This window comes from Pseudomonas sp. NPDC086566, assembly GCF_050280885.1.
Taxonomy (GTDB): domain Bacteria; phylum Pseudomonadota; class Gammaproteobacteria; order Pseudomonadales; family Pseudomonadaceae; genus Aquipseudomonas; species Aquipseudomonas vlassakiae.
Window position 1 is genome coordinate 351,745 of record NZ_JBNNWD010000005.1, and the last position, 23,239, is coordinate 374,983.

The 23,239-nt window shown below is 57.8% G+C and carries 19 protein-coding genes; 8 read left to right on the plus strand and 11 right to left on the minus strand.

The window, feature by feature from the left end; all coding sequences use genetic code 11:
* Positions 1–59: 59 nt before the first annotated feature.
* The 8 genes from ACQKPS_RS14025 (at position 60) to ACQKPS_RS14060 (ending at position 8,303) form a co-directional block, all read left to right on the plus strand.
* Positions 60–1,241: a hypothetical protein gene (locus ACQKPS_RS14025; RefSeq protein WP_427604500.1), complete on the plus strand. Its 1,182-nt coding sequence runs from the start codon at positions 60–62 to the stop codon at positions 1,239–1,241.
* 34 nt (positions 1,242–1,275) lie between these two features.
* Positions 1,276–2,376, plus strand: a complete 1,101-nt coding sequence (rfbB, locus tag ACQKPS_RS14030; protein WP_283724461.1) for a dTDP-glucose 4,6-dehydratase — start codon at positions 1,276–1,278, stop codon at positions 2,374–2,376.
* Positions 2,373–3,275 carry a dTDP-4-dehydrorhamnose reductase gene (rfbD, locus tag ACQKPS_RS14035; protein WP_283724462.1) on the plus strand — a complete coding sequence of 301 codons (903 nt, stop codon included), beginning with the start codon at positions 2,373–2,375 and terminating at the stop codon, positions 3,273–3,275. The genes rfbB and rfbD overlap by 4 nt, the downstream gene beginning before the upstream one ends.
* An 11-nt stretch (positions 3,276–3,286) precedes the next feature.
* On the plus strand, positions 3,287–4,168 hold the full coding sequence (gene rfbA / locus ACQKPS_RS14040; protein ID WP_283724463.1) for a glucose-1-phosphate thymidylyltransferase RfbA: 882 nt from the start codon (positions 3,287–3,289) through the stop codon (positions 4,166–4,168).
* Positions 4,168–4,716: a dTDP-4-dehydrorhamnose 3,5-epimerase gene (gene rfbC / locus ACQKPS_RS14045; RefSeq protein ID WP_283724464.1), complete on the plus strand. Its 549-nt coding sequence runs from the start codon at positions 4,168–4,170 to the stop codon at positions 4,714–4,716. The genes rfbA and rfbC overlap by 1 nt, the downstream gene beginning before the upstream one ends.
* Positions 4,717–4,803: 87 nt before the next feature.
* Positions 4,804–5,736, plus strand: a complete 933-nt coding sequence (locus ACQKPS_RS14050) for a GSCFA domain-containing protein (protein ID WP_427604503.1) — start codon at positions 4,804–4,806, stop codon at positions 5,734–5,736.
* A gap of 456 nt (positions 5,737–6,192) precedes the next feature.
* Positions 6,193–7,305 (plus strand): acyltransferase family protein, encoded by a 1,113-nt coding sequence (locus ACQKPS_RS14055; RefSeq protein ID WP_427604505.1) that lies wholly within the window; start codon positions 6,193–6,195, stop codon positions 7,303–7,305.
* A 53-nt stretch (positions 7,306–7,358) separates the two neighbouring features.
* Positions 7,359–8,303, plus strand: a complete 945-nt coding sequence (locus ACQKPS_RS14060; RefSeq protein ID WP_254480999.1) for an NAD-dependent epimerase/dehydratase family protein — start codon at positions 7,359–7,361, stop codon at positions 8,301–8,303.
* A gap of 41 nt (positions 8,304–8,344) precedes the next feature.
* Here the strand turns inward: ACQKPS_RS14060 and ACQKPS_RS14065 are convergent, their stop codons facing one another.
* The 11 genes from ACQKPS_RS14065 to ihfB all read right to left on the minus strand — a co-directional run bounded on the left by ACQKPS_RS14065 (position 8,345) and on the right by ihfB (position 23,156).
* Positions 8,345–9,964, minus strand: a complete 1,620-nt coding sequence (locus ACQKPS_RS14065) for a glycosyltransferase family 4 protein (RefSeq protein WP_427604507.1) — start codon at positions 9,962–9,964, stop codon at positions 8,345–8,347.
* On the minus strand, positions 9,961–12,846 hold the full coding sequence (locus tag ACQKPS_RS14070) for a glycosyltransferase family 4 protein (protein WP_427604509.1): 2,886 nt from the start codon (positions 12,844–12,846) through the stop codon (positions 9,961–9,963). The genes ACQKPS_RS14065 and ACQKPS_RS14070 overlap by 4 nt, the downstream gene beginning before the upstream one ends.
* Positions 12,847–12,864: 18 nt before the next feature.
* Positions 12,865–14,250 (minus strand): class I SAM-dependent methyltransferase, encoded by a 1,386-nt coding sequence (locus tag ACQKPS_RS14075; protein WP_427604511.1) that lies wholly within the window; start codon positions 14,248–14,250, stop codon positions 12,865–12,867.
* Between the two features lie 174 nt (positions 14,251–14,424).
* Positions 14,425–15,633: an ABC transporter ATP-binding protein gene (locus ACQKPS_RS14080; RefSeq protein WP_283724469.1), complete on the minus strand. Its 1,209-nt coding sequence runs from the start codon at positions 15,631–15,633 to the stop codon at positions 14,425–14,427.
* Between the two features lies 1 nt (position 15,634).
* Positions 15,635–16,435 carry an ABC transporter permease gene (locus tag ACQKPS_RS14085; protein ID WP_254481004.1) on the minus strand — a complete coding sequence of 267 codons (801 nt, stop codon included), beginning with the start codon at positions 16,433–16,435 and terminating at the stop codon, positions 15,635–15,637.
* A 105-nt stretch (positions 16,436–16,540) separates the two neighbouring features.
* Positions 16,541–17,737 carry a glycosyltransferase family 4 protein gene (locus ACQKPS_RS14090; RefSeq protein ID WP_254481005.1) on the minus strand — a complete coding sequence of 399 codons (1,197 nt, stop codon included), beginning with the start codon at positions 17,735–17,737 and terminating at the stop codon, positions 16,541–16,543.
* A gap of 21 nt (positions 17,738–17,758) precedes the next feature.
* A complete protein-coding gene (locus ACQKPS_RS14095) occupies positions 17,759–19,123 on the minus strand; it encodes a phosphomannomutase (RefSeq protein WP_427604515.1) in 1,365 nt (454 codons plus the stop codon).
* Positions 19,124–19,261: 138 nt separating this feature from the next.
* A complete protein-coding gene (locus ACQKPS_RS14100; protein WP_427604517.1) occupies positions 19,262–20,704 on the minus strand; it encodes a mannose-1-phosphate guanylyltransferase/mannose-6-phosphate isomerase in 1,443 nt (480 codons plus the stop codon).
* A 322-nt stretch (positions 20,705–21,026) separates the two neighbouring features.
* Entirely contained in the window at positions 21,027–22,472 is a 1,446-nt protein-coding gene (locus ACQKPS_RS14105; RefSeq protein ID WP_427604519.1) for an MBL fold metallo-hydrolase RNA specificity domain-containing protein, read from the minus strand.
* Positions 22,473–22,573: 101 nt separating this feature from the next.
* Complete coding sequence (locus tag ACQKPS_RS14110) at positions 22,574–22,837, minus strand: lipopolysaccharide assembly protein LapA domain-containing protein (RefSeq protein WP_254481009.1); 264 nt, start codon at positions 22,835–22,837, stop codon at positions 22,574–22,576.
* A gap of 22 nt (positions 22,838–22,859) precedes the next feature.
* The gene (gene ihfB, locus ACQKPS_RS14115) at positions 22,860–23,156 is read right to left on the minus strand and encodes an integration host factor subunit beta (RefSeq protein ID WP_167058638.1); all 297 of its coding nucleotides are present in this window, start codon (positions 23,154–23,156) and stop codon (positions 22,860–22,862) included.
* Positions 23,157–23,239: the final 83 nt, after the last annotated feature.

Genomic DNA, 23,239 nt, shown 5'->3' on the forward strand with positions numbered 1-23,239 from the left:
ACCTCATCTTCACAATGGACACTTGAAGTCCAACATCCGAAGTCAGAGGAGGCTGAGCGATGTTTAAAGTGCTAAAAGCGCTGATATTGGCGGTTTTACTCCTACCTCTCGCGGGCCTATGTGCTTCATCGCCAATTAAGATTGAAGTTCAGTCAAAAACTCCAGAGATAGTTTTCAAGTGGAGCAAGGATCGTTGCTTTGACGAAAATATACCGGATTCCGCCGCAAGAGCATTTCGATCTAGCGATGGTTTGGTCAATCTTTATGCGACACACTTCAGAAACGTACCGCTCAAAGGTCTCATGTTAGATGACGTGAAACCTGCGTGCCACACACAGTTCGCAGCAGCCCCCGACCCCAACCCTGAAAACTATGGTGCACGGATCTGGCTGCAAACTTTCTACAGCGCTGACTCTGGCAAAAATATCTACAGTCTTGCCAGTTCCGATTATCATGGAAAGTGGTTTGGAAACTGCACGCGAAAAAAAGCATCAAACCACGACTGCTGGATGAGCGCAATAGTTCTAGCACATTCCTCAGATGGAGGGCAGAGCTTTTCGATGGCCTCTCCACCGAACCATGTTATTGCTAACTCTGTAGAAAAGTACTCATCCGACCAGAAGGGAGGTGCCGGCTTCCTAACAACCTCCAACATCGTAAAAATCGATCAGTATTATTACTCTTTATTTTATGCAGCCGCTTTCAAAAGCCAGCCAGGCGGTAATTGTTTAGCAAGAACAGACAATCTTGCCGACTCAAAATCATGGCGCGCTTGGAATGGTAATACATTTGAGCAACCACTCTACAACGGGCCCCAGTCCCGGCATGCCGGAGCCGGGTGTGTGCCCTTGGCAAATCTCCCGTATAAAATTCGCAGTCTGATATGGCATGCACCCAGTCAAGGCTACATCGCCACTTTCGAGGTCACACATCGAGCCAAAGGTCTTTCACCACGATCAGACGTTACCTTTAGCTTTGCCTGGTCCAGTAATTTAAAGGACTGGAGCGATCCTGTTGCGATCATGACATTGGAGGGAGCGAGTAACTGCAACTCTGCTCAAGTCGCAGGTGCTTACCCATCCATCATCGACAGTCAATCTTCAGACGAAAATTTTGGAACTGCCAGTGGTCGCGCTTACCTTTACTACACTAAATTCAATTTAAAATCTAATTGCCTTCTAACGTTAGACAGAGATTTAGTCAGGGTCCCAATTCGGATACTCTCTACGTCCAGCCGCTAGCGCAGGCCAACCCACTACTTTCACGAGATAAAAAATGATCCTAGTAACAGGCGGAGCTGGCTTCATCGGTTCGAACTTCGTTTTACAATGGTGCAACAATGGTGATGAGCCAGTACTTAACCTCGACGCGCTGACCTACGCCGGCAACTTGGCCAATCTACAATCACTGGTAGGCAACACTCAACACCGGTTCGTCCACGGCAGCATTTGCGATTCGCAGTTGTTGGCCAAACTTTTCGCCGAGCACCAACCCCGCGCCGTCGTTCATTTTGCCGCCGAATCGCATGTAGACCGTTCTATAACCGGCCCTGAAGCCTTCGTGGAAACCAACGTGGTAGGTACCTTCCGCTTGCTCGAAGCGGCACGTACGTACTGGAACAGCCTCGAGGGAGCCAAAAAGAATGCCTTCCGCTTTCTGCACGTCTCCACCGACGAGGTATATGGCACACTCGAACCCAACGATCCTGCCTTTACTGAAACAACACCGTACGCCCCCAACAGCCCTTATTCTGCCAGCAAGGCTGCCAGCGACCACCTCGTGCGTTCTTACTTCCATACTTACGGCATGCCGGTGCTGACAACCAATTGCTCGAATAACTATGGGCCCTTCCACTTCCCGGAAAAGCTCATCCCATTGATGATTGTCAACGCGTTGGCTGGCAAAGCCTTACCAGTATATGGCGACGGGCAGCAAATCCGTGACTGGCTGTACGTTGAAGACCACTGCTCTGGCATCCGCCGCGTATTGGAGGCTGGTACGTGCGGCGAAACCTACAATATCGGTGGTTGGAACGAGAAAGCCAACATCGATATCGTAAACACGGTTTGTAGCCTGCTCGACGAACTGGCTCCTCCCGCCTCGCGACAGGTGATACATCAGCAGACAGGCAAAAAGGTGGAGCATTACGCAGAACTGGTCACTTACGTGACTGACCGCCCTGGCCATGACCGCCGCTATGCAATCGACGCTCGTAAGATCGAACGCGAACTGGGTTGGAAACCAGCCGAAACCTTCGACACCGGTATCCGCAAAACTGTGGCTTGGTACCTGGCCAATCAGGATTGGGTAAAAGACGTCATCAACGGCAGCTACCGTGACTGGGTAACGCAGCAGTATGGAGGCGAAAAAGCGTGAAAATCCTGCTTTTAGGAAAGAACGGTCAGGTCGGCTGGGAGCTACAACGCGCATTGGCTCCACTAGGTCAAGTAATCGCCCTGGATCGCAACGGCAGAAATGGCCTCTGCGGCGACCTTACCGACTTGCAAGGCCTGGCGACCACTGTCCGCCAGCTCGCACCCGATGTCATCGTCAACGCCGCAGCGTATACGGCGGTCGACAAGGCAGAAAGCGAACAGGCATTAGCGACTTTGATCAACGCAGAGGCTCCCGGTGTGCTGGCTCGCGAAGCAGCATTACTTAATGCATGGTTGATCCATTACTCCACCGACTACGTATTTGACGGTAGTGGCGAGGACCGCTGGCAAGAAGATGCATTTACGCGACCGCTTTCGGCCTACGGGCGTAGTAAGCTGGAGGGGGAAATCGCCATAACCACGAGCGGAGCCCGCGCCGTGGTACTGCGCACCAGCTGGGTCTATGCAGCACGCGGCCATAATTTTGCCAAGACCATGCTGCACCTGGCTGCCGAACGAGATGTCCTCAACGTGGTTGCGGACCAGTACGGCGCACCTACCGGCGCGGAACTGATCGCCGATGTGACTGCGCTTATACTACGCAAACTTGATGACCAGCATGGGGATAGTCAGCTCGCAGGCACTTATCACCTGGCGGCGGCCGGCGAAACGACTTGGCACGGCTTTGCCCAGTTCGTATTGTCGGATGCCAGCCGTAAAGGCATTCCACTGAAGGTGACCGCCGAGCAGGTCGGGGCAATCAGCACCGAGGCCTATCCGCTCCCCGCGCCACGCCCACGCAATTCTCGTCTGGCGTTGGGTAAGATCGAAAAGACCTTCAACCTCAAGATGCCGCCTTGGCAGCAAGGCGTACAACGCATGCTGGACGAAATCCAGTAATAAGGACACTCATGGCTCGTAAAGGAATTATTTTGGCTGGTGGTTCGGGTACACGCCTGCATCCAGCCACACTGTCGGTTTCGAAGCAGCTGCTACCAGTGTATGACAAGCCGATGATCTACTACCCGCTCAGCACCCTCCTGCTAGCGGGCATTCGCGATATTCTGGTTATTTCCACACCGCAAGACACCCCGCGCTTCGAACAACTTCTGGGGAACGGTAGCCAATGGGGCCTAAACCTTTCCTATGCCGTACAACCCAGCCCCGACGGATTGGCTCAGGCCTTCACCATTGGCGCCAACTTCATCGGCAGTGATCCGTCAGCGCTGGTATTGGGCGACAACATCTTCTACGGCCATGACTTTCAATCGCTATTACTCAATGCAGGGCGGGTAGAGTCCGGCGCATCTGTTTTCGCCTATCACGTTCAAGATCCTGAGCGCTATGGCGTAGCTGAGTTCGATACATCTGGGCGCGTACTCTCGCTGGAAGAGAAACCCAAGATACCTAAATCCAATTACGCGGTCACCGGGCTGTACTTCTATGATAATCAGGTCGTGGACTTGGCGCGCAGCCTGAAACCTTCCGCCCGCGGTGAACTGGAAATTACCGACCTCAACAACTTGTACTTGCAGCGGGCACAACTGCGAGTGGAGATCATGGGCCGAGGCTACGCCTGGCTCGATACCGGCACACACGACAGCCTACTGGATGCCAGCCAATACATCGCTACCATGGAGCGTCGCCAGGGTCTAAAGGTCGCCTGTCCTGAAGAGATTTGTTTCCGCGCGGGCTGGATCGACGCGGAACAGCTTGAACGCCTGGCGCAACCGTTGCTCAAGAATGGTTACGGTCAGTACCTGAAAAACCTGCTTAAAGAAAAGGCATTCTGATGCACGCGACTCCTTTGGCAATCCCCGATGTATTCCTATTCACCCCCAAGGTGTTCGGAGATGAGCGTGGCTTTTTCTACGAAAGCTTCAACGCAAACGTCTTCAATGAAGTCACCGGTCAGCAATGCCACTTTGTTCAGGATAACCACTCTCGTTCGGTGAAAGGCGTACTGCGAGGTCTGCATTACCAGTTGCCACCACATGCCCAAGGCAAGCTGGTGCGCGTGGTACAAGGCGAGGTATTCGACGTTGCAGTAGACATTCGCCGTTCCTCACCTACTTTTGGTAAATGGGTCGGAGCGATACTGTCGGCAGACAACAAAAACCAGTTGTGGATTCCGCCAGGGTTCGCACACGGCTTTGTCACGTTGAGCGAAACTGCCGAGTTTCTCTACAAAACTACTGATTTTTACTCACCTGCTAGCGAACGATGCATTGCTTGGGACGATCCAGACATTGGAATCGACTGGCCAATCGAGTTCGCGCCTTCATTGTCTGCCAAAGATACTGTAGGTGTTTCAATCAAAAAATGCGACCTATTTGAATGATTTTCTCCTGAGCCGGGCGCAGGACTGACTGCGCTCACGCTCTGAAGATTCCTTTTAAGCATTCCAAGCCACCTCAGGACGCCAGCCATGAAATTCAGTGGGCAAGATGCCTTTGAAACCGCCAAGAAAAACCTAAATCGGTTAATGCAGCAATGGACCGTTTCTCGAAGCGATTACCCGACTGTACCTCATACTCCAAAATTCAAGCTACCGGTCAGCGGCAAGTATTTCACAATCGGCTCATGCTTCGCTCGAAACGTTGAAAACTCTTTGAGAACAGCAGGAATAGAGGTCCTCAGCACAGTTGAAAAACTACCAGGCGATTTTTTTGAAATCGGTGGTGAAGCACGCTCAGGATTCCAAAACGTTTATACACCCGGCTCTATTTTAGAAGCGGTTAGACTTGCCACTACGCAGACTCCGTACAATGCTATTGTAGGCACCAGCGATAAATCAATTGACCTACTGACTTCCGGCTTGAAGCCGATGGATCTTGATACAGTCAAAAATATCAGAGACAGTCTCGTCAGCATGTATCAGAGGCTTCCTGAGGCGGATGCACTTATCCTCACGCTTGGATACAACGAATCCTGGTATCACATACCATCAGCTAGCTATATAAACCGCACCCCTTCACATGTCACTCTAAGAAGATCAATTAATGATTTTGAATTCGAACTATTAGACTATTCGACCTCACTAAACCTTATCGAACAAGCCGTCAATCTGGTTGGTGAAGTTGCGCCCAAATGCAAAATTATACTTACTGTCTCGCCAGTACCATTGAGCGCAACATTTTCAAGCAAAGATATCGTATCCGCTAACCAGCTTTCAAAAGCTACACTTCGTGTTGTAGCCTCAACACTCGCCGACAAGTACAGCCAGGTTGATTACTTCCCTAGCTACGAAATTATTATGAATTCCGAGCGCGCCAAGACATTCCTTGACGATGGTATTCACGTGAAACCAGAAGCCGTTGACAATGTAATTCGGCAATTCAAAAAAATATATCTTAGCTAAAATTCAGATCAAAGCCAGCGGGCTATCAGCACCACCAAACTTCTGCCAGCCCGCTTTTACCTTTTCCACTGAACCACAATTTCAATTGCCGCACTACGAGTTCAACTCTCAACCAAAGCAAAATTCCGAGGGCATCTAAATTTCAAGCTTCGCAGAAACTAGTCTTTATCCACAAACCACCCTCTAGACAACCGATCCAGGCCTCACACTATCACTGCGCAATGCCCAGGACGCTGCTAATGATGCCGAACTAAGCATCAAGCATTGACCGGCCATTGAAGGCGTGAGCCGCCCGCTGACTCTGACAGTTCCAATCAACAGCACGTATGGGCAGTGATTGGCCACCCAACCTCGATTCCCGCAGTTCATGCCAAACTGCGCCCCTGGCCGGGGGCTCTCATTGACAGGCCTTGGTAGCGATGACAGCATTTCGTTTTTCCTGCCTGTGATGCGTGAATGACTGCTCCTGCCGCTCCAGCCGAACGGCTTTATACCCTGGACACCCTGCGCGGTGTCGCCGCGCTCAGCGTCGTCTTCTGGCATTGGCAACATTTCTTCTACGTTGGAGACAGCCCATCGGGGTTCGATGGCACACGCCAGCCGTTCTTCGCCTCGCTGCCTGCGCTGTACCAGTACGGCGGCCTGGCGGTTCAGCTGTTTTTCTCCATATCTGGGTTCGTGTTCTTCTGGCTGTTCTCGCAGGGCATTGCCACAGGCAAAGTCACCTGGCGCAGCTTTGCCGTCGACCGTTTCAGTCGCCTTTACCCGTTGCATCTGCTGACGCTTGGCGCGGTCGCCGCGCTGCAGCTCGCTTACACCAGCAATCATTCCAGCTTTTTCGTCTACCCCCTGAACGATGGCTACCATGCCGCGCTCAATCTCCTGCTCGCCCCAGCGTGGGGCTTCGAAAAGGGCTGGTCGTTCAATGCACCGATCTGGTCGGTATCGATTGAAGTGCTGCTGTACTTCTCGTTTTTTGCCATCTGCCTTACTGGCCGGTGGCGCTGGCTGCTGGCTACTGCCGCCTTTGGCCTGGGTCTGATGCTCTACCCAGGCAGTTATAAAATTGGCAGCGGCTTGCTGTGCTTCTATATAGGTGGCATCACCCAGGGCTTGCTCTGGCAACTGAGGCGTTGGGTTGGCACCGGCAACGCGCTGCTGTGCTGTAGCTGCGTTGCGCTGGTTGCCTGGCTGGTGCAGCTGTATGCCTTGGACGCGGTCAACACCTACCTGATCATGTGCGTGTGTTTCCCTGCCACCTTGGCCATGTTGGCAGCAGCAGGGCTGTACTGGCCGGGGCTGTTACGCGGTACCGCTTGGGTAGGTGATATCAGCTATGCCTCCTATCTGCTGCATTTTCCGTTGCAGATCGTCTTTGCCCTGATGTTCGACCGACTGGGCTACACCAGGGAGATCTTCTATCAAGGATGGCTGATGCTGCTGTTCTTCAGCGTGCTGGTGCCGTTGAGCCTGGCTTGCCACCGATGGTTCGAGCGCCCCGCGCAGCGCTATCTGCGAAACAGCCGGTTGGCAGGCCGCAGCCAGGCAGCTAAACACGCGGCAACCTGATGCGAGTCAATCGCCACTCAGCGACTCCCCTCTTTCTTTAGCATGGAACCCGTATGCAGACGCACTTGAAGCCAGATGCACTTATCCTGATCACCGGAGGTGCCGGGTTTATCGGTTCTCACCTGACCGATGCCTTGCTTGCCAAAGGCTACTCGGTGCGGGTGCTGGACAACCTTTCGACTGGCAAGCGCACCAACCTGCCGATGTCGCACCCAAAACTACAACTGATTGAAGGAGACGTCGCCGATGCAGCGCTCGTGGCACGAGCGATGGAGGGCTGTGCTGCTGTAGCGCACCTGGCAGCGGTCGCTTCGGTCCAGGCATCGGTGGACGACCCGGTACGCACCCATCAGAGTAACTTCATCGGCACGCTGAACGTGTGTGAAGCCATGCGCGTTGCCGGCGTGCAGCGCGTGGTCTTCGCTTCCAGCGCAGCGGTCTATGGCAACAATGGCGAAGGAGCATCCATCGCCGAAGGCACACCCAAGGCGCCGTTGACGCCTTATGCCGCCGACAAGCTGGCCAGCGAGCATTACCTGGACTTCTACCGCCGCGCACATGGGCTGCTGCCCGTGGTGTTCCGCTTCTTTAACATCTATGGCCCACGGCAGGACCCGTCTTCACCCTACTCGGGTGTCATCAGCATCTTTGCCGAGCGCGCGCAGAAAAGGCTGCCGATAGCGGTATTCGGTGACGGCGAGCAGACTCGCGACTTTTTCTTTGTCGGGGATCTAGTGAAGGTACTGGTTCAGGGTTTGGAAATCGCCCATGTAGAAGAAGGCGCCATCAATGTCGGCTTGAACCAAGCCACTTCGCTCAACCAGATTCTGGCTGCACTGGCCAGCGTGTTAGGCGGCCTGCCCGAAGTGAGTTTCCAGGCTGCCCGACCAGGCGATATAAAGCATTCACGAGCGGACAACCAGCGTTTGCTCAACTGTTTCAAAATGCCGCAGGCAACCACGATCGAAGCGGGGCTGGCGCAACTGCTCGGGCGCTGAGACGCTGGCGGAACATGCCAACAGGCATGCTCCGCCCCGGCTCAAGCGTGGCTTTCAACTCCCGCCCCGCCTGGATCGCGGGCGTAGTCCAGCAGGTATTCCAGGCCCAGGGCAACCTGCGCACCGCCGCGCACCAGCAACGCAGATTCGGTATTACGCGCCACCAGCAGGTGGCGCTCGTCCACCACCACCTGCTTGCCCAGCGCACGGTAAGCTTCGATAAGTTTCATCGCCGCATCCGGGTCCTGCGATGTCGGCCCCGCCACCCACAATACATCGGCCTGCTCAGGAGAGATCCAGTTGGCAGGAATACAGCACGGTTGGCTGGCAGGCTGCGGCCGGTTGGCGGGCACGGGGCACAGCGCCTTGATCACGTCGCCAAAGGTACTGGCCGATGGTGTGCCATGGCACGCGATGAGTTGCGGGCCCTGTATGCGTTCGACACCAGGGCCTGCCAGCAGCGCCTCGATACGGTCGACCTGCAATTCGAAAGCGTATGCTTGTATACGTTCACGGCCAGCTTTGCTGTGTTCAACCAGTACCTCCGGTTGCTCGATGTAGCGCAACAGGCATTGTGCAAGCCCTTGGGCATCGCCATGCTCGAACAGCTGCCCTGTCACCCCGTCATCCACCAGCTCAGGGATACCGCCGATACGCGAGCCCACCACTGCCAGGCCGCAAGCCATGGCTTCGGTAATGGTTACGGGTTGGTTTTCCGGGCACACCGAAGGCAGCACAAACACGTGCGACTGGGCGAAGCGCTCGGCTATGCGGGCATTAGGCAGGCGCCCCCAGAACTTGGCTGAAACCTCCGGTGCATTGTCACGTAGCTCGGCCTTGTAGGCCTCGAGCATATGGCCGTCGCCGACCATATCGACGTGCACCCGCCCACGCGGCAACAATGCCAGTGCCTTAAGCAGGGCCGGCACACCTTTGTGCCCCCCCATGTAACCTGTGAACAATACGTTCAGACGGGGCCCCGGCGCTGGGGGCGAAGTCGCGCTGAATCGCTCGAGTTCGATACCGTTGGCAATCACGTTCATGCGTTCGGCAGGCAGCCCGTTGGCGATGTAGGCATCGGCCAGGTAGCGGCTGGGGGAAATGAAATGGTCAACAGCATCCAGCTGCCAGCGCAGGTAGTCCTGACGCATGCGCTGGGGCAGTAACTGGTTACCGTTCCAGATATGCGAATGGCATTGATGGCATTGAGTGCTGTCGTGGCACAGCTTGTCTTGGGTGGTGATCCGCGTGCTGTTCATGCAGAACCCCCAGTGATCGTGCAGCGTCAGCGCGATGCGAATGCCATGTGCCCGCGCCAGCTGCAAGATGCCCAACGAAAGACCTGCCATGTGGTGCGCATGGATGACATCTGGGCGCCACTGCGCGATCAAGCGCAGGAAAATCCGTTCTACGCCTGCATGCGCGACGTTGTTGCCCGTAGGTGCGAAGTCCAGATAGGTCAGCGATACCCGGGTTACCGGCATGCCGTCAACGCTGTCCTGCTCGATCGGGTAGCCCGGTAACCCGCGGCTATTGTCGCCTGCCAGCACCCGGACCTCGTGGCCACGCGCAGCCAGCGCGCGAGCCTGATGGTGCGCGATGATCTCTGCCCCGCCAATTACATGGGGCGGGAAGAAGTTGGAGATGACAAGAACCTTCATTGATCGGCCTCTGGCGCCACTAGCGGGTACACATAGCCATGGTAACCTGGCAACTCGATCGTGGCCTCGGCAGGCAACCCCAACGCCTGGCCTGCCACATCATCGATACCCTGCTCTACCAGCAGCAAGCCTTCGCCTGCCCCGCCGAGCAGTGCCCTCAATGCTTGGCATGTAGCCTGGTCGGCAGCCTGGCTGGCCGACAGGACGATGAGGTCGATGGCAATATCGTTATCACGCAACTCGGCTTGCAATGCTGGCAACGCTACCGCAATAGATGCATCGATGATGCTGACGTTGCCCTGACGGCTCAATTGGCCGGTCGCTTCGCGTGCTGCGATCTGCCAGGCCCGAGTTGCATGGTGCCCAAGCAAGTCACCCAGCCACGGCGCATGCTCGCCGAGCAGCAGGGCACACTCGGCCGGGCGCCGCGCCAGGAGGCAGGCCAGCGCCAGCTGGCCAGGGTCGTCCACCAAGGCGACCTTGGGATCGATCAGCAGGTGCTGCCACTGGCGCGGCAACGGTGTGTTCAAGTGGCGGCTGGCGTGGCTGGCCAACTGGCGCAATAGCGCGCGTGCGTAACTACGCCACGTCAGGATAGGCCGGGCCACGGCTTCAGCGGCCAGTTGCAGGTACCCCTGCGAATCGCTGGCCAATGCATGGATCTGCGCGGCCAATGCATCAGGGTCGGTCATGTCGACAGTGCGGCAGCCACCTTCGACCGCCAGTTCAGCCATTACCCCGCCGTTGTGGCAAATGCACGGTCTTGCATGCCAGAGCGACTCGACAATGGGCATGCCGTACCCTTCGACCAGCGAAGCATAAACACTGACGTGAGCCTTTGCGTAATAGTCGTTAAGCGTCGCGTCGTCCACCACACCATGCCAGGCAATGCGCGGGTCGGCAGCACTGGCGGCATTTACCGCCTCCACGATGTGATCGGCGCCGGCATAGCGATTGCCGATGAGGTCCAGTTGCCAATCCAGCTCCGGATAGTCACGGGCCAAGCGGCTGACGGCCTCTAGCAGCACCTTATGGTTTTTGCGCGGCTCGAGGGTGGACACGCAAAGGATGCGCAGTGGTTCACCGGCACGCGGCACCGACGCTGGAGTGGTGGCGCGCGGGGACGCGGTGAGTTCGCCGGGGATCCAGCAGGTTTTCACCTTGGCATTAGGGGTAATGCCCTCACGCTCCCAAAAAGCCTGCAACTGGGTACCCGCATCGGGTGAAATCGGCAGCACACGATCAGTTTCCGCCAAGCCACGCATATAAGCGGCATGGTTATCGCGGATGACAGTGTCGGCAACCCATTCGGGGTGCGTGACCGGGATGGCGTCGTAGAAGATCGCCGCGACGTTCAAGCCCAGCTGACGGGCTGCAGCACGGCGTGCCGGCCCCTGTCGCTCAAAAACGATTTCGCTTTGCAGCAACCAGCCCCCGCGCAATCTGCGGGCGCCCACGCTGGCCAGCGTCTGCCGGCGGTGTGCCGGCGACCGTGGCAGCACATAGTGCTCCGGGTCAGGCTTGGGTCCGCCATAGAGGGCAAGGTTGGCGTACTCGCCTTCGGTCGGGAGCACATACTCGCGCAAGGTCTCATCCCAGGTCACGAATAGCGGCTCGCCAAAGTCCTGCAACTTGCGTGTCAGGCTGCGCACCACTCTGGCTACTCCAGTGTTAGCCGTGTCGCGCAGGCAGGCACTGGTATCGATGACCATCCGGGGCACTGGCAGATCCCTCACGGGCCTCAAGCTGCCAAGCAAGTCAGCGTAGGCCTGGATTGTGCGTTGCCAGGTAAACGTCCGCTGGAAGGTGTCCAGGTGCCCTTCCCACTCGGGGTCGGCCAAGGCTTCACCTGCGAGAACCTGCAGGGCCTTTTCCGCCATTTCCTGCTCGTTGGCACACAACTGGCGAGGGTCGGCGACAACCTCCGGGTGGGCACCAATATTGAGTACCAGCACCGGTTTGCGCAGTTGCTGCATCTCAGCCAATGGCAAGTTGAAACCTTCCCAGCGGGAAACACTGAGGCCCAACTGGGCATTGGCCATCAACGCGGACAGTTCGGCATCACTTGGGTGGCCCAGTGGCAAGATATATCCCTTGAGGTCTGCTGGCAGCTCGAGTTCTTCTGCAGTTGCCAAGACACAGAACCGCGCCTTTGGATGCACGGCAATGATTTGCCGGGCGATCGGATACAGGCCTTCGCTATTCTTGTAGTTGCCGACTTCCCAGCGCCCGAGGTTGACGATCACCGGGCCGTCAGCGGCTTCGCTCTCACTCTCCACACGGGCAACCTGGTGACCCTGTTGCCACAGGCTCTGATTCACACCACCGGTCAAGTGGTCGGCGCCCAGGTGGATCATGGCGATTTCCACATCAGGGCCTGCATCGGGCAGGCTCTGGCTGCGTGAAACGAAATGGCTGATTGGGGTAACCACACGGGCTTCAGGCAAGAACTCCCGACGCTGAGCGCGCAGGCGCTCCTGCACGACCCGAGCCGGGCCCTGCATGTCTTCGTAGGGTACGCCGCCGCAATCGAGCGCGACTGTTGGCACGCCCCATTCGCGGAATACAGCAATAGACGCATAGAACGGCCAGCCGCCGATCAGCGCGACAGTGCCATCAACATCGCGCCCGGCAGGTGCGAACAGCCGGCGGTTGGCCCGCAACCACTCGGCGGTAACTTGGTCCAGTTCAGTGTAGGGCCCCTGATGCTCAGGTGGCGTGTGGACATCGTCGGTAATTCGGCGCAGCACGTCATGGTTGGCACGCTGGGCAACGAAGGTGATATGCCAGCCCGCAGCTTTGAGCCCTTGGGCCAGCAACAGCAGTACACGGTCGACGCCGAACCTGAACAGCAGGCGTTCATTGCAAATAATCAGATGCATGGGGTCACTCCAAGCCGATCAAGGCACATAACCAATGGCCGCGTAGTCCTGGGCACCGAACAGCAAAGCGTTGAGCGGGCCGGAAATCGCAGGGTCATTGCCCTGGAGCAACAACGAAGAGTCAGCGGGATGCCGTCGATCGATATCGACACGCTCGAACCCACGCGCCTGCAGCAGGAATGCAACCAGCGCCGGGGGCAGTGGATTTCGGTGCGTCGGGTCAACGTAAAAGTTACAAGCGCCGGTAATCAGGTTTTCAGGGTTCGGTGTTTCGAACAACACCGCGCCCCCTGGGCGCACCACACGAAGCGCTTCATCGATCAGACGGATAAATACATCCAGCGGCAGGTGCTCGATGATATGGAACGCGGTGAGCCCCGACAGACTATTGTCTGGCATGGCGGCAAGGTACTGCAGAGCATCGCCCATATACACCTCAAGGCCTGCCTGCTTGCATTGGTCGATCATGGCACTGTTGGAGTCGACGCCGATGGCGGGGATGCCCTGCTCCTTGAGCAACTGCAACCACTCACCGCGGCCACAGCCTAGGTCCAGCACGGGGTGCGAGAGCCACTGCGGGTCGATCGTGAAGTAATCGAGGTTGCGCTTGAGCCGCTCGCGGATCATTTCCGATGAACCGCGGAAATGGGCTTCGAACTCCAGGTAGAGCTCTGCCGGCATGCCCGGGGCCTCACCCTGCACCGAATGCGCTTCGCCACTCGCGACAGCTGCCGGTCGCGCCTGCAGCTCGGCAATGGTCATGGTCTGCTGGCGCACCAGTTGCTCCAGCCGGTGCATTCGTTCAATCAGATACTGCTCGTTCTGCTGGATCGCCAGGCCGTAGGTATAAAGGCTCTGGTTGGCCTGATCCTGCATTTGCACGCCAACATTTCGCAGGCGCGCGTTCCCATCCGCAATGTGCCATTCCAAGGCGTTCAGCCGCTCGGGCACGTGACGCATCACGGCAAGCACGTGCAACAGGCGCAGCGCACCGGGGATGCGTACCACAATGGCACGGGCCAACGTGATGAAAAGGTTTTTTAACGTGGCACCACCCGGGCGCTGGCGTGCACGGGTAAGAAAGTTCATCACCCGCGGGTGGCCAAAGTAGCGGCCCACCAAAGGCAAGCCTCTCAGCCTGCGGTAAAGGCTCGGAGGGGGTGTCTGGGCCTGCGGGGGCTCATCGTTGGCTGCAGGGATGGCCACGACTTCGGGCTCCACCTGAGGCTGCGGCCCGGCCGGCAACACTCCTTCAAGATCGATCAGTTCGAAGCTGCGCACGATGTCATTGGGTACGTCAGTAGCCAGGTTCGTACTACCGGAGCGGGTAGTGAAGCGCTCGTACTCGCGACGATTGACTTCAGCTTGGATCGTTTTCTGCAGTTTTTTGAGGTCGATAGTCATTATTCGTGTTCAATCTGCTTGGTAGCCAGCGCCTGAAGGGCAACGCCCCGGCACTGGCTGAATACGTTACGGGAACACCGGAGGGCGCGATTCTACGCAGGACTTCTTGCCACCGTCGAGCAAGCGCACCGGGCCAACGCGCCACTTTATGGGCGCGCAAGGCCTGTGGTGAAGTCAGTCAAGCTTGAACTCTGCCTGCAGGGCACAAACGCCGGCGAAATGCTTGTAGCTGCTGTTTCCTATCACGTTGAATACCACCGCCTTGTCCCACCAGTCGAAGTTATCCTCAATGTGGTCGGCGCCACCGTGCAAGGCAAGGGTCAGGCTGTAACTGCCTGGTCCTACATTGAACGCCGGTATGGTCACAGTCAGGTGTTGCTCCTTGCCTGCGTCGACACCCAGGTCGCGCAATTCGCCACGTAGCCAGGTATTGGTGCCGAAAATGTCATAGCCGGTGCGGTCCTTGAACATGAAGCCCACCGACAGGTCATAAATGGGTTCGTTGCTCCGGATCTTCAGGCTCAACGTCAGTGGCGCCCCCACTTCAAGCATGGTCGCCGCACGGCCATTGCTGCTGAGTGTGAGTTCTTCGATGCGCGCCTTGCCGTTGCCGGAGCGGCCCGCATATGGGGCATTGACCGCTTGGGCCTGCAACGAGCCCTCTTCCTTCTTGGCGATCAACGCATTGTAATAATCCAGGACTTCGTCAGGGCGCCCATCCATGAGCATCTTGTGATCGCCCAGCAAGATCGCACGGTCACACAGGCTTTTGATGGCCCCAGGGTCGTGGGAAACAAACAGCAGCGTCGTTCCCTGCTCGCGGAACTCACGGATTCGGGCAAACGATTTGTGCTGGAAATAGGCATCCCCGACCGCAAGGGCTTCATCGACAATCAGCACTTCAGGGCGCACTGCAGTCGCTACACTGAACGCCAGACGCACGAACATGCCGGAGGAATAGGTTCGTACGGGCATATCGAAGTAATGGCCGATTTCGGCAAAGGCTTCGATTTCCGGCATCAGAGCAATGATCTGCTCGCGCTCCAGCCCTTGCATCCGCCCGGCCAGGGCAACGTTCTGACGCCCGGTAAATTCCGGATGGAAGCCCATGCCCAGCTCCAGCAAGGCTGCGATCCGGCCGGTTGTGGTGATCGTGCCTTCGGTCGGCATGGCAGTGCCGGTGATCATCTTCAGCAAGGTGCTTTTGCCAGCACCGTTTACCCCGATGATCCCAACCGATTCACCTTGCCCCACCTTGAAGCTGACGTTTCGGATAATCCAGTTCTGATCGCGTTTACACAGCCCGAGCCAAGTACCCAGCGCATGCCAGCGACCTTTGAGTTTCGGGTAGGCCTTGCCTACCTGTTCAACAAGAATAGTCATATCAGATCTGATCTAGCAGGTCGTTGTAGCTGCGTTGGTACAACACCACAGCCAAGAGGAAAACGACAGCAGCGAAGCCCAGCGGGTAGGCCAGCTGCGACAGGCCAACCGGTTCGCCCAACAGTGCTTTCTGTGCCGTGAGCACCAGTGGGAAGATCGGGTTCCACGATAGCAGTGCTTGCACGTGCTCGGACAAGATGCTCAATGGATAAACGATCGGCGTCGCCCAGAACAATGCCTGGAAGAACACATCGCTCAACTGGCCGATATCACGGAAGAACACATTCAGGGTGGCCAGCAAGGCGCCTACGGCGATGCCAAGGAAAACCGTGGTCAGCAGGACCGGAACCAGCACCAGGGTACTGGCCATCATCGGAAACGCGGAAACGGCCATGAACAGCACCACCAGCACCAGGAGGATGAAGCTGTTGAGCGCAGCCGTGGCGATAACCGGGATAAACAGGATGAACTTCGGGAAGCTGGACTTCTTGATCAGGTTGGCATGTTCGAGGAATACACCCTTACCTCGCTGCACTAGCTCCAACAGCAGGTTCCAGGTGATCAGGCCAGCGCACAGGTAGATGCTGTATGCATACTGGTGCTCAATGCCGGGCATCCGCGCCTGCATCAGGCGTGAGAAAATCACGGTGTAGATGAACACCATGAAGATAGGCGGAACCACCAACCACAGCGCGCCAAACGTCGACCCGGCATACCGGCTTTTGATTTCGCGTAAGGTGATCGCAAAGATCAGCCCTCGAAAGCGCAGTACGTCTTTCAATAACGACAGCGGCGTATTCATTATATTTGACTCACCCTCTTCATAAGCTTCCTGATTCAACGCAACATCACCCTACGTATCGGGTATCGACCGCGTGGGCTCTAATGAATGTCGCGATGGCTTCTCCTATGGGCCAACAGCCCTATAAATAGCAGATGTTTCTTGTGCGCAGCGCTGCCAGGAAAATGCCTGGCTTCGCAGCCGACCGGCCTCGGCCAGCGCCGCGCGCGTCTGTTCATCGCTGAGCAGCAGCTCAAGGTTCGCGGCCAGATGATCGATATCTCCGCGCCCGGTCAGCAGTGCACTGCCTTGGGTGAACTCAGCCATTGAGGTTTCTGCCGTGCAGATCACCGCAACCCCGCTTTGCATGGCTTCAAGCACTGGCAGGCCGAACCCTTCGTACAAGGATGGGTAGGCGAACGTGGCCGCCCCTGCATACAACGCTGGCAAGTCACAGCTGGGCACGTAGGACAACTGCCGCAGGCCATGGCTGATCTGGAGCGCCCTGATACGGTCGGTCAGCACCTGGTTGTGCCAACCCGGCGCACCTGCCAGGACGAGGGGATATTCTTTGCGCAGCCCCTCGGGTAGCCGGCACCACGCCTCGATCAAGGTATCAACACCCTTGCGCGGCTCCAGTGTGCCCACGAACAGTACATAACGACCGTGTTGCAGGCCATAGCGTTGCAACGTCGGAAGCGTTTGCTCTGCCGTTTGTAAGCGATAGGAATCGGCTGCGCCGAGATAGACGGTCCGCACCTTTTCCGGGCTTACCCCGAAATCACTGATCAATTCATCACGGATGACATTTGAATCCGTGATGAGGCAGTCCGCCCGTTCCAGCGTTCGCGGTAACCTGCTGGTGATCCATTCCACCCGCTTGCGAGGGTGGAATTGTGGGTAATGCAGGAACGACAGGTCATGGATGGTAGCCACACTAGGCCCAACATGGGGTTTGAGTATGAAATTGGGCTCGTGATAGACGTAGTGCCGCCGCTCCCCTACGCGGTAGCGGCGACGGGCATCAAGCAGAAGCTCTCGCGCACGATACGTGAACGTCCAGCCCTTCAGCGTATTGCGCACATGCAACTGAAGCCCCTGAAGCGCACTGCGCTGTTCGCCGCCCTCTGCAGGCGTTGAATAACGTTCACTCGCCTCGGTACAAGCGGCCAGGGCAGTTCGCGCGCTGCAAAAACGGGCCCCTTGGAAACACTCGATGGTTTCGATGTCCTCCGCCAGCAGGTGTTCAAGCAGCTTCAGTGTGTAATTACCAATACCCGTCAACGGAGGGATAAGGGACTCGGTGTTGAGCAAAAGCTTCATCTGGTACGTATTCCGAAAAGCCTACTGATTGGCAATCAACCGGGCGATTTCCTGGACACGGCTTGCAACAACAGCGCTGTCACCACAGCTTTCGACATTCAGGCGCAGCAACGGCTCGGTATTTGACCCACGCAGGCTAAAGCGCCAGTCGGCGAACTCGACGCTGATGCCATCGGTACGGTCGACACTCGGCTCCTGCGGCATGTAGAAGGCCAGGATTTTCTCGATGGTGCCCTTCACATCGGCCACTTCGTAATTGATCTCACCACTGCACGGGAACGCAGCGATCCGCTCGTCCACCAGCTGCGCCAGGCTCTTGCCGGTCATGCTCATCAGCGCGGCCACCAGCAGCCACGGGATATTGCCGCTGTCGCAGTAGAAGAAGTCGCGGAAGTAGTGATGGGCACTCATTTCGCCACCGTACACCGCATCTTCGGCGCGCATACGCTCCTTGATGAAGGCGTGCCCGGTCTTGCTCTGGATGGCTTGCCCCCCTGCGGCGCTGACTTGCTCGATGGTGTTCCAGGTCAGGCGCGGGTCGTGGATGATCTTGCTGCCTGGGTGCTTGGCCAACAGCATTTCGGCCAGCAGGCCGACCACATAGTAGCCCTCGATGAAGCGGCCCTGATTGTCGAAGAAGAAGCAGCGGTCGAAGTCGCCGTCGAAGGCGATACCCATGTCGGCACCCGTATCGAGCACGGCCTGGCGGGTCAGGTCGCGGTTCTCTGGCAACAGCGGGTTGGGGATACCATTGGGGAAGTTGCCGTCGGGCTCACCGTTGATGATGGTGATGTCCAGCGGCAGGCGCGCCTTGAGCAGCTCAAGCACCGGGCCGACGGCGCCGTTGCCGGGATCGGCCAGCACTTTCAGAGGCTTGAGTGCTGCGAGGTCAACATAGGTCAACAGGTGGTCAATGTAGGCGGTCTTGTCGAACGCTTCACGGACGTTGCCCGGGGTGGCGGCCAAGGTGCCGAGATCACCGGCCTCGACGCGCTGGCGGATGTCGTTGAGGCCGGTGTCGCCGCTGATCGGGCGCGACTGCTCGCGCACCAGCTTCATGCCGTTGTAACCCTTGGGGTTGTGGCTGGCGGTGACCATGATGCCGCCGTCGGCCTGGTAGTGGCTGGTGGCGAAGTAGACTTCCTCGGTGCCGCACAGACCGATGTCGATCACATCGGCGCCGCCTTCGGTCAGGCCTTTCATCAGGGCACGGGATAGGCCAGGGCTTTCCAGGCGCATGTCGCGACCTACCACGTAGCTGCGCCCGCCCAGCTGGGCCACCAGGGCACGGCCGATGCGATAGGCAATGTCGTCATTGAGGTCGGTCGGCACTTGGCCGCGGATGTCATAGGCTTTGAAGCAGCGGGTCTGGATAGGTGCGTACATACATCTCTCTCGGTGCGGTGCCGCGTAACCGTGCACTGACGTGAAGGGGGATGGCCGGCGAATGGATTGCCGCATGAAAATCGGCCCCCCGGTGCCTCGACGAGGCACGCATGGGCCGATCAGAAAGACCTGGTTTCTTCAGCCGTCGCAACGACCGTACTTGTCCTCGAAGCGGACGATGTCGTCTTCCCCTAGGTAGTCGCCACTCTGTACTTCGATCAGGACCAGGTCTATGACACCTGGATTTTGCAAACGGTGCTTGTGGCCAGCACGGATGAAGGTGGACTCGTTGGTATTGAGCATCAGCTCCTGCTCATCGTTGACCACCAAGGCCATGCCGCTGACCACAATCCAGTGCTCGCTGCGATGATGGTGCATTTGAAGCGACAGCGAGGCCTTGGGCTTGACCACGATGCGCTTGATCTTGAAGCGCTCGCCGTCTTCCAGGGTGGTGTAGGTACCCCACGGGCGGTGCACCGTCTGGTGCAGCATGTGGGCCGCGTGGCCGTCACTCTTCAGGCGCTTGACGATGTGCTTGACGTCCTGCGCATGGTCTTTATGGGCAATCAGCAGCGCATCCGGGGTGTCGACCACCAGCAGGTCCTGCACGCCGACCAGGGCCGCCAGGCGGTCCTCGGTGCTGACGTAGTTGTTGCTGGCGTCGTAGGCCATCACCTCGCCTTCGAAGCGGTTGCCGTGCTCATCGGGTGGGGTCAGTTCGCTGACTGCATTCCACGAGCCGATGTCGCTCCAGCCGATGTCGCAAGGGATGGTCGCGACCTTGCGCGAGCGCTCCATCAGCGCGTAGTCGATGGAGATGTCCGGGACCTTGGCGAAGCTGTCGGCGTCCAGGGCCAGGCAGCTGTAGCCCTTGGCGCTGGAGCGGCGCGAGGTTTCGAGGGTGTGGCCGACAGCTTCAAGCACGTCTGGTGCGTGAGCCTTGAACTCTTCGATGACCGCACCAACCTGGAAGCAGAACATGCCAGCATTCCAGAAGTAGTTACCGGCTGCCACATAGGACTCGGCGGTCTTCTGATCGGGTTTTTCAACGAAACGCTCGACCTTGAGGCCACCATCCAGTACGCCACCGGCAGTGGCCTCGATGTAACCGAAGCCGGTTTCCGGATATTGCGGCTTGATGCCGAAGGTCACCAGCCAGCCTTTTTCGGCCAGGTGCACGGCTTTGCCCACGGCGTCGGCGAAGGCGGCTTCGTTCTGGATCAGGTGGTCGGCAGCCAGTACCAGCATGTAGGCCTGCGGACCGTGAGTCTCCTGCAATTGCAATGCGGCGGCCGCCACAGCGGCGGCTGTGTTGCGGCCAAAAGGCTCGAGGATGTAGCCCTGGGCATGGCCTTGAGTATTGACGGATCGGTATTCGTCTTCGGTCTTGAACAGAAGCTCACGATTGGTGACCGTCAGTACTTCGACCACACCGTCCAGGCGAGCAGCGCGCTGGAATGTCTTCTGGATCAGGTTCTGCCCGTCTGGCAGGGTCATGAACGGCTTGGGGTGAGCCTCACGGGATACTGGCCACAAACGGCTGCCAACGCCACCGGATAGAATTACCGGGATCAATTCCATAATCGAGTCCTTAACGGCCACTTGAAGTCATCAACCTCAGGGAACCTGCATGTGTCTTATCTACCACTGCTGCGACAACCCGCGACAGCGCTTAAATGTACGCGCCCAGCGTATTTATTCCCTGGCCATCCATAGGCTCAAGACGCAAGCTTCGCCCAGTAGAATACCAGAGATTTTTCCGTGTAGCTTGCCCCCCCGCCGCAACAAATGCGGCCTCCAGCGGGGGTTGGGGGGGTAAGCTGCCTTGACCTGTTAACGTCATGAAACAAACCGTGGCGGGCATCAGACACCATCACTCGTCAATGTTCAGTGAAAGCCTGGATCAATCAGCAATAAAAATGTCCGCCGGTCGGCTCAGTTGGGCAAGCCTCAGTTCCAATCGCTGTTTAAGCGCCTCTTTGGCACGCCGCTCGCCATGCACTAGAACAATCTTCTTCAATGCATACGGTATACCTTCGACAAATTTTACCAGCCCACCCTGATCGGCATGCCCGGAATAGCCCGCCAGTGTGATCACTTTGGCGCGAATCTCGTACATCCGCCCGTCCAGATCGATCTGAACGAAACCTTCCGCCCCCTCACTGGCCTGGATCACCGCCCCTGGCGTGCCCTTGGCCTGATAACCGACGAACATGACTTCATGCCGCGGGTCGCCAAGCATGGCCTTGAGATAATTGACGATGCGCCCACCGGAGCACATGCCATTGCCAGCAATGACAATGGCCGGCCGCCCAGTGCTCTTGAGGTAATTGACTACCTGCTGGTGCCTGGCGTGGGTATCGATGCACAGCAGCTGCCCGAACCCGAGCGGCGCCCTGCCCTCGCCCAACCGCTGGCGGGCTTCGGCATTCCAGTAATCGTGAAGTTCGCCATATACCTGTGTAATCCGCTGCGCCAATGGCGAGTCGAGGATTATCGGCAAGCGTGACCAGTCCAACGCCAGCGGGTCTACCTCGGCCGCCCGGCCCCGCTCGGGTGACAACTGCTTACGGTGCAGAATGTCCTCGATCTCATACAACAGCTCCTGGGTGCGCCCCAGGCTGAACGCCGGAATTAGGATAGTGCCGCTGTCAGCCAAGGCCCTGTCGATCGCGGCCTCCAGCTCCACCTGTCGCCCGGAACGGCCGCTGTGCAGTCGATCACCATAGGTGCTCTCGAGCACCAGGATATCCGCGCGCTCCGGCGACTTGACCGCTCGTAAAAGCGGGTTGCATGGAGCACCAAGGTCTCCAGAGAACACGACACGGGTACTGGGTTCGCGCCCTGGGTATCGCAAATCGCACTCGACATAGGCCGAGCCGAGCAGGTGGCCTGCACGCTGCAAGCGCACATTGCAGCTGACTGCTGCGCAGTCGATGACAGGGTGCCATTCATCAAAAGGAATCGCCACGATCAACCGCTGCAGCAGCGCCAAGTAGCGTTCGACCTGTTGCGGGTCGGCACTGATGCCCAGTTTGTAAGCATCCTCCAACACCAACGGCAGCAACTTGGCAGAGGGTTCGCTACAGAGGATAGGGCCTCGAAAGCCCGCAGCCAGCAAGGCGGGAATACGACCGACATGATCGAGATGGACATGGGTGACGACCAGCGCCTGGATGCCGGCGATATCGAAAGCGATAGGTGAGAGTTCGGCGCCTGGCGCAGCTTCACGCCCCTGCTCAAGGCCGCAATCGATCAGCAGGCTGGTGGTCGCATCGAGGTGCAACTGGTGACACGAGCCGGTCACGCTTCGGGTGCCGCCATGATGGGAAAGGCTGGGGAATCTCATTCGGTGCACGCTCGCCGAGGCCGGAAATGAAGCGGCTATTACTCCACTTCGGCCGAGAAATGCACAGGTGATACTTTCCTATACCTCCGTAGGAATTTTCATCAGTTTCCGTTGAGGACAGCCTGACGCGCGGTTGCGCGGATCTTGCGCTTGCTGCGCTGAACGCCGTAAGCACCCAGCAGCGGGCCCACTGCCAGGCCCAGCACCAGCGCCGCCAGCACCGGTACTGCCACCGGCATCGCCGGAGCCGCCCATCCAAACAGCATCAGTGCCACCGGCTGCTGGTTCTCCAGCACGAAGAACAGCACCACAGCCGCCAATAGCAGCACGAACAACGCCGCCAGGGCGCGCTTGAGGTTACGCATCAGATTGCTCCTTTTTTATAACTCAAAGGTGCTCGTGCTCTTCTTCATTGACCCGGTCACGCAGCTCTTTGCCCGGCTTGAAGTGCGGTACGAACTTGCCTTCGAGCTCCACCGATTGACCGGTCTTGGGATTGCGGCCCACCCGAGGTGCACGATAGTGCAGGGAAAAACTGCCAAAACCGCGGATCTCGATGCGATCGCCAGTGGCCAGGCATTGGGACATCTGTTCAAGCATGGTCTTGATGGCCAACTCCACGTCCTTGGACGAGAGCAGCCCCTGATGGGTGACAATACGTTCGATCAGCTCCGACTTCGTCATATTTTTCCCTTCGTTATCAAGCAGCTAGATCATCGCTTAATCAGTTTGTAGCACGCTCGGAGGGATTTGAACAGGGTGGTTCT

Excerpts from the sequence above, each read along its gene's own strand:
- ACQKPS_RS14090 (WP_254481005.1), bottom strand. The coding sequence starts at position 17,737 with ATGAAGCTTTTGCTCAACACCGAGTCCCTTATCCCTCCGTTGACGGGT.
- ihfB (WP_167058638.1), bottom strand. The coding sequence starts at position 23,156 with ATGACGAAGTCGGAGCTGATCGAACGTATTGTCACCCATCAGGGGCTG.
- ACQKPS_RS14075 (WP_427604511.1), bottom strand. The coding sequence starts at position 14,250 with ATGACTATCGACCTCAAAAAACTGCAGAAAACGATCCAAGCTGAAGTC.
- ACQKPS_RS14085 (WP_254481004.1), bottom strand. The coding sequence starts at position 16,435 with ATGAATACGCCGCTGTCGTTATTGAAAGACGTACTGCGCTTTCGAGGG.
- ACQKPS_RS14095 (WP_427604515.1), bottom strand. The coding sequence starts at position 19,123 with ATGTACGCACCTATCCAGACCCGCTGCTTCAAAGCCTATGACATCCGC.
- ACQKPS_RS14050 (WP_427604503.1), top strand. The coding sequence starts at position 4,804 with ATGAAATTCAGTGGGCAAGATGCCTTTGAAACCGCCAAGAAAAACCTA.
- ACQKPS_RS14070 (WP_427604509.1), bottom strand. The coding sequence starts at position 12,846 with ATGCATCTGATTATTTGCAATGAACGCCTGCTGTTCAGGTTCGGCGTC.
- rfbC (WP_283724464.1), top strand. The coding sequence starts at position 4,168 with ATGCACGCGACTCCTTTGGCAATCCCCGATGTATTCCTATTCACCCCC.
- ACQKPS_RS14105 (WP_427604519.1), bottom strand. The coding sequence starts at position 22,472 with ATGAGATTCCCCAGCCTTTCCCATCATGGCGGCACCCGAAGCGTGACC.
- ACQKPS_RS14025 (WP_427604500.1), top strand. The coding sequence starts at position 60 with ATGTTTAAAGTGCTAAAAGCGCTGATATTGGCGGTTTTACTCCTACCT.
- rfbB (WP_283724461.1), top strand. The coding sequence starts at position 1,276 with ATGATCCTAGTAACAGGCGGAGCTGGCTTCATCGGTTCGAACTTCGTT.
- ACQKPS_RS14110 (WP_254481009.1), bottom strand. The coding sequence starts at position 22,837 with ATGCGTAACCTCAAGCGCGCCCTGGCGGCGTTGTTCGTGCTGCTATTG.
- ACQKPS_RS14100 (WP_427604517.1), bottom strand. The coding sequence starts at position 20,704 with ATGGAATTGATCCCGGTAATTCTATCCGGTGGCGTTGGCAGCCGTTTG.
- ACQKPS_RS14080 (WP_283724469.1), bottom strand. The coding sequence starts at position 15,633 with ATGACTATTCTTGTTGAACAGGTAGGCAAGGCCTACCCGAAACTCAAA.
- ACQKPS_RS14060 (WP_254480999.1), top strand. The coding sequence starts at position 7,359 with ATGCAGACGCACTTGAAGCCAGATGCACTTATCCTGATCACCGGAGGT.
- rfbA (WP_283724463.1), top strand. The coding sequence starts at position 3,287 with ATGGCTCGTAAAGGAATTATTTTGGCTGGTGGTTCGGGTACACGCCTG.
- ACQKPS_RS14055 (WP_427604505.1), top strand. The coding sequence starts at position 6,193 with ATGACTGCTCCTGCCGCTCCAGCCGAACGGCTTTATACCCTGGACACC.
- ACQKPS_RS14065 (WP_427604507.1), bottom strand. The coding sequence starts at position 9,964 with ATGAAGGTTCTTGTCATCTCCAACTTCTTCCCGCCCCATGTAATTGGC.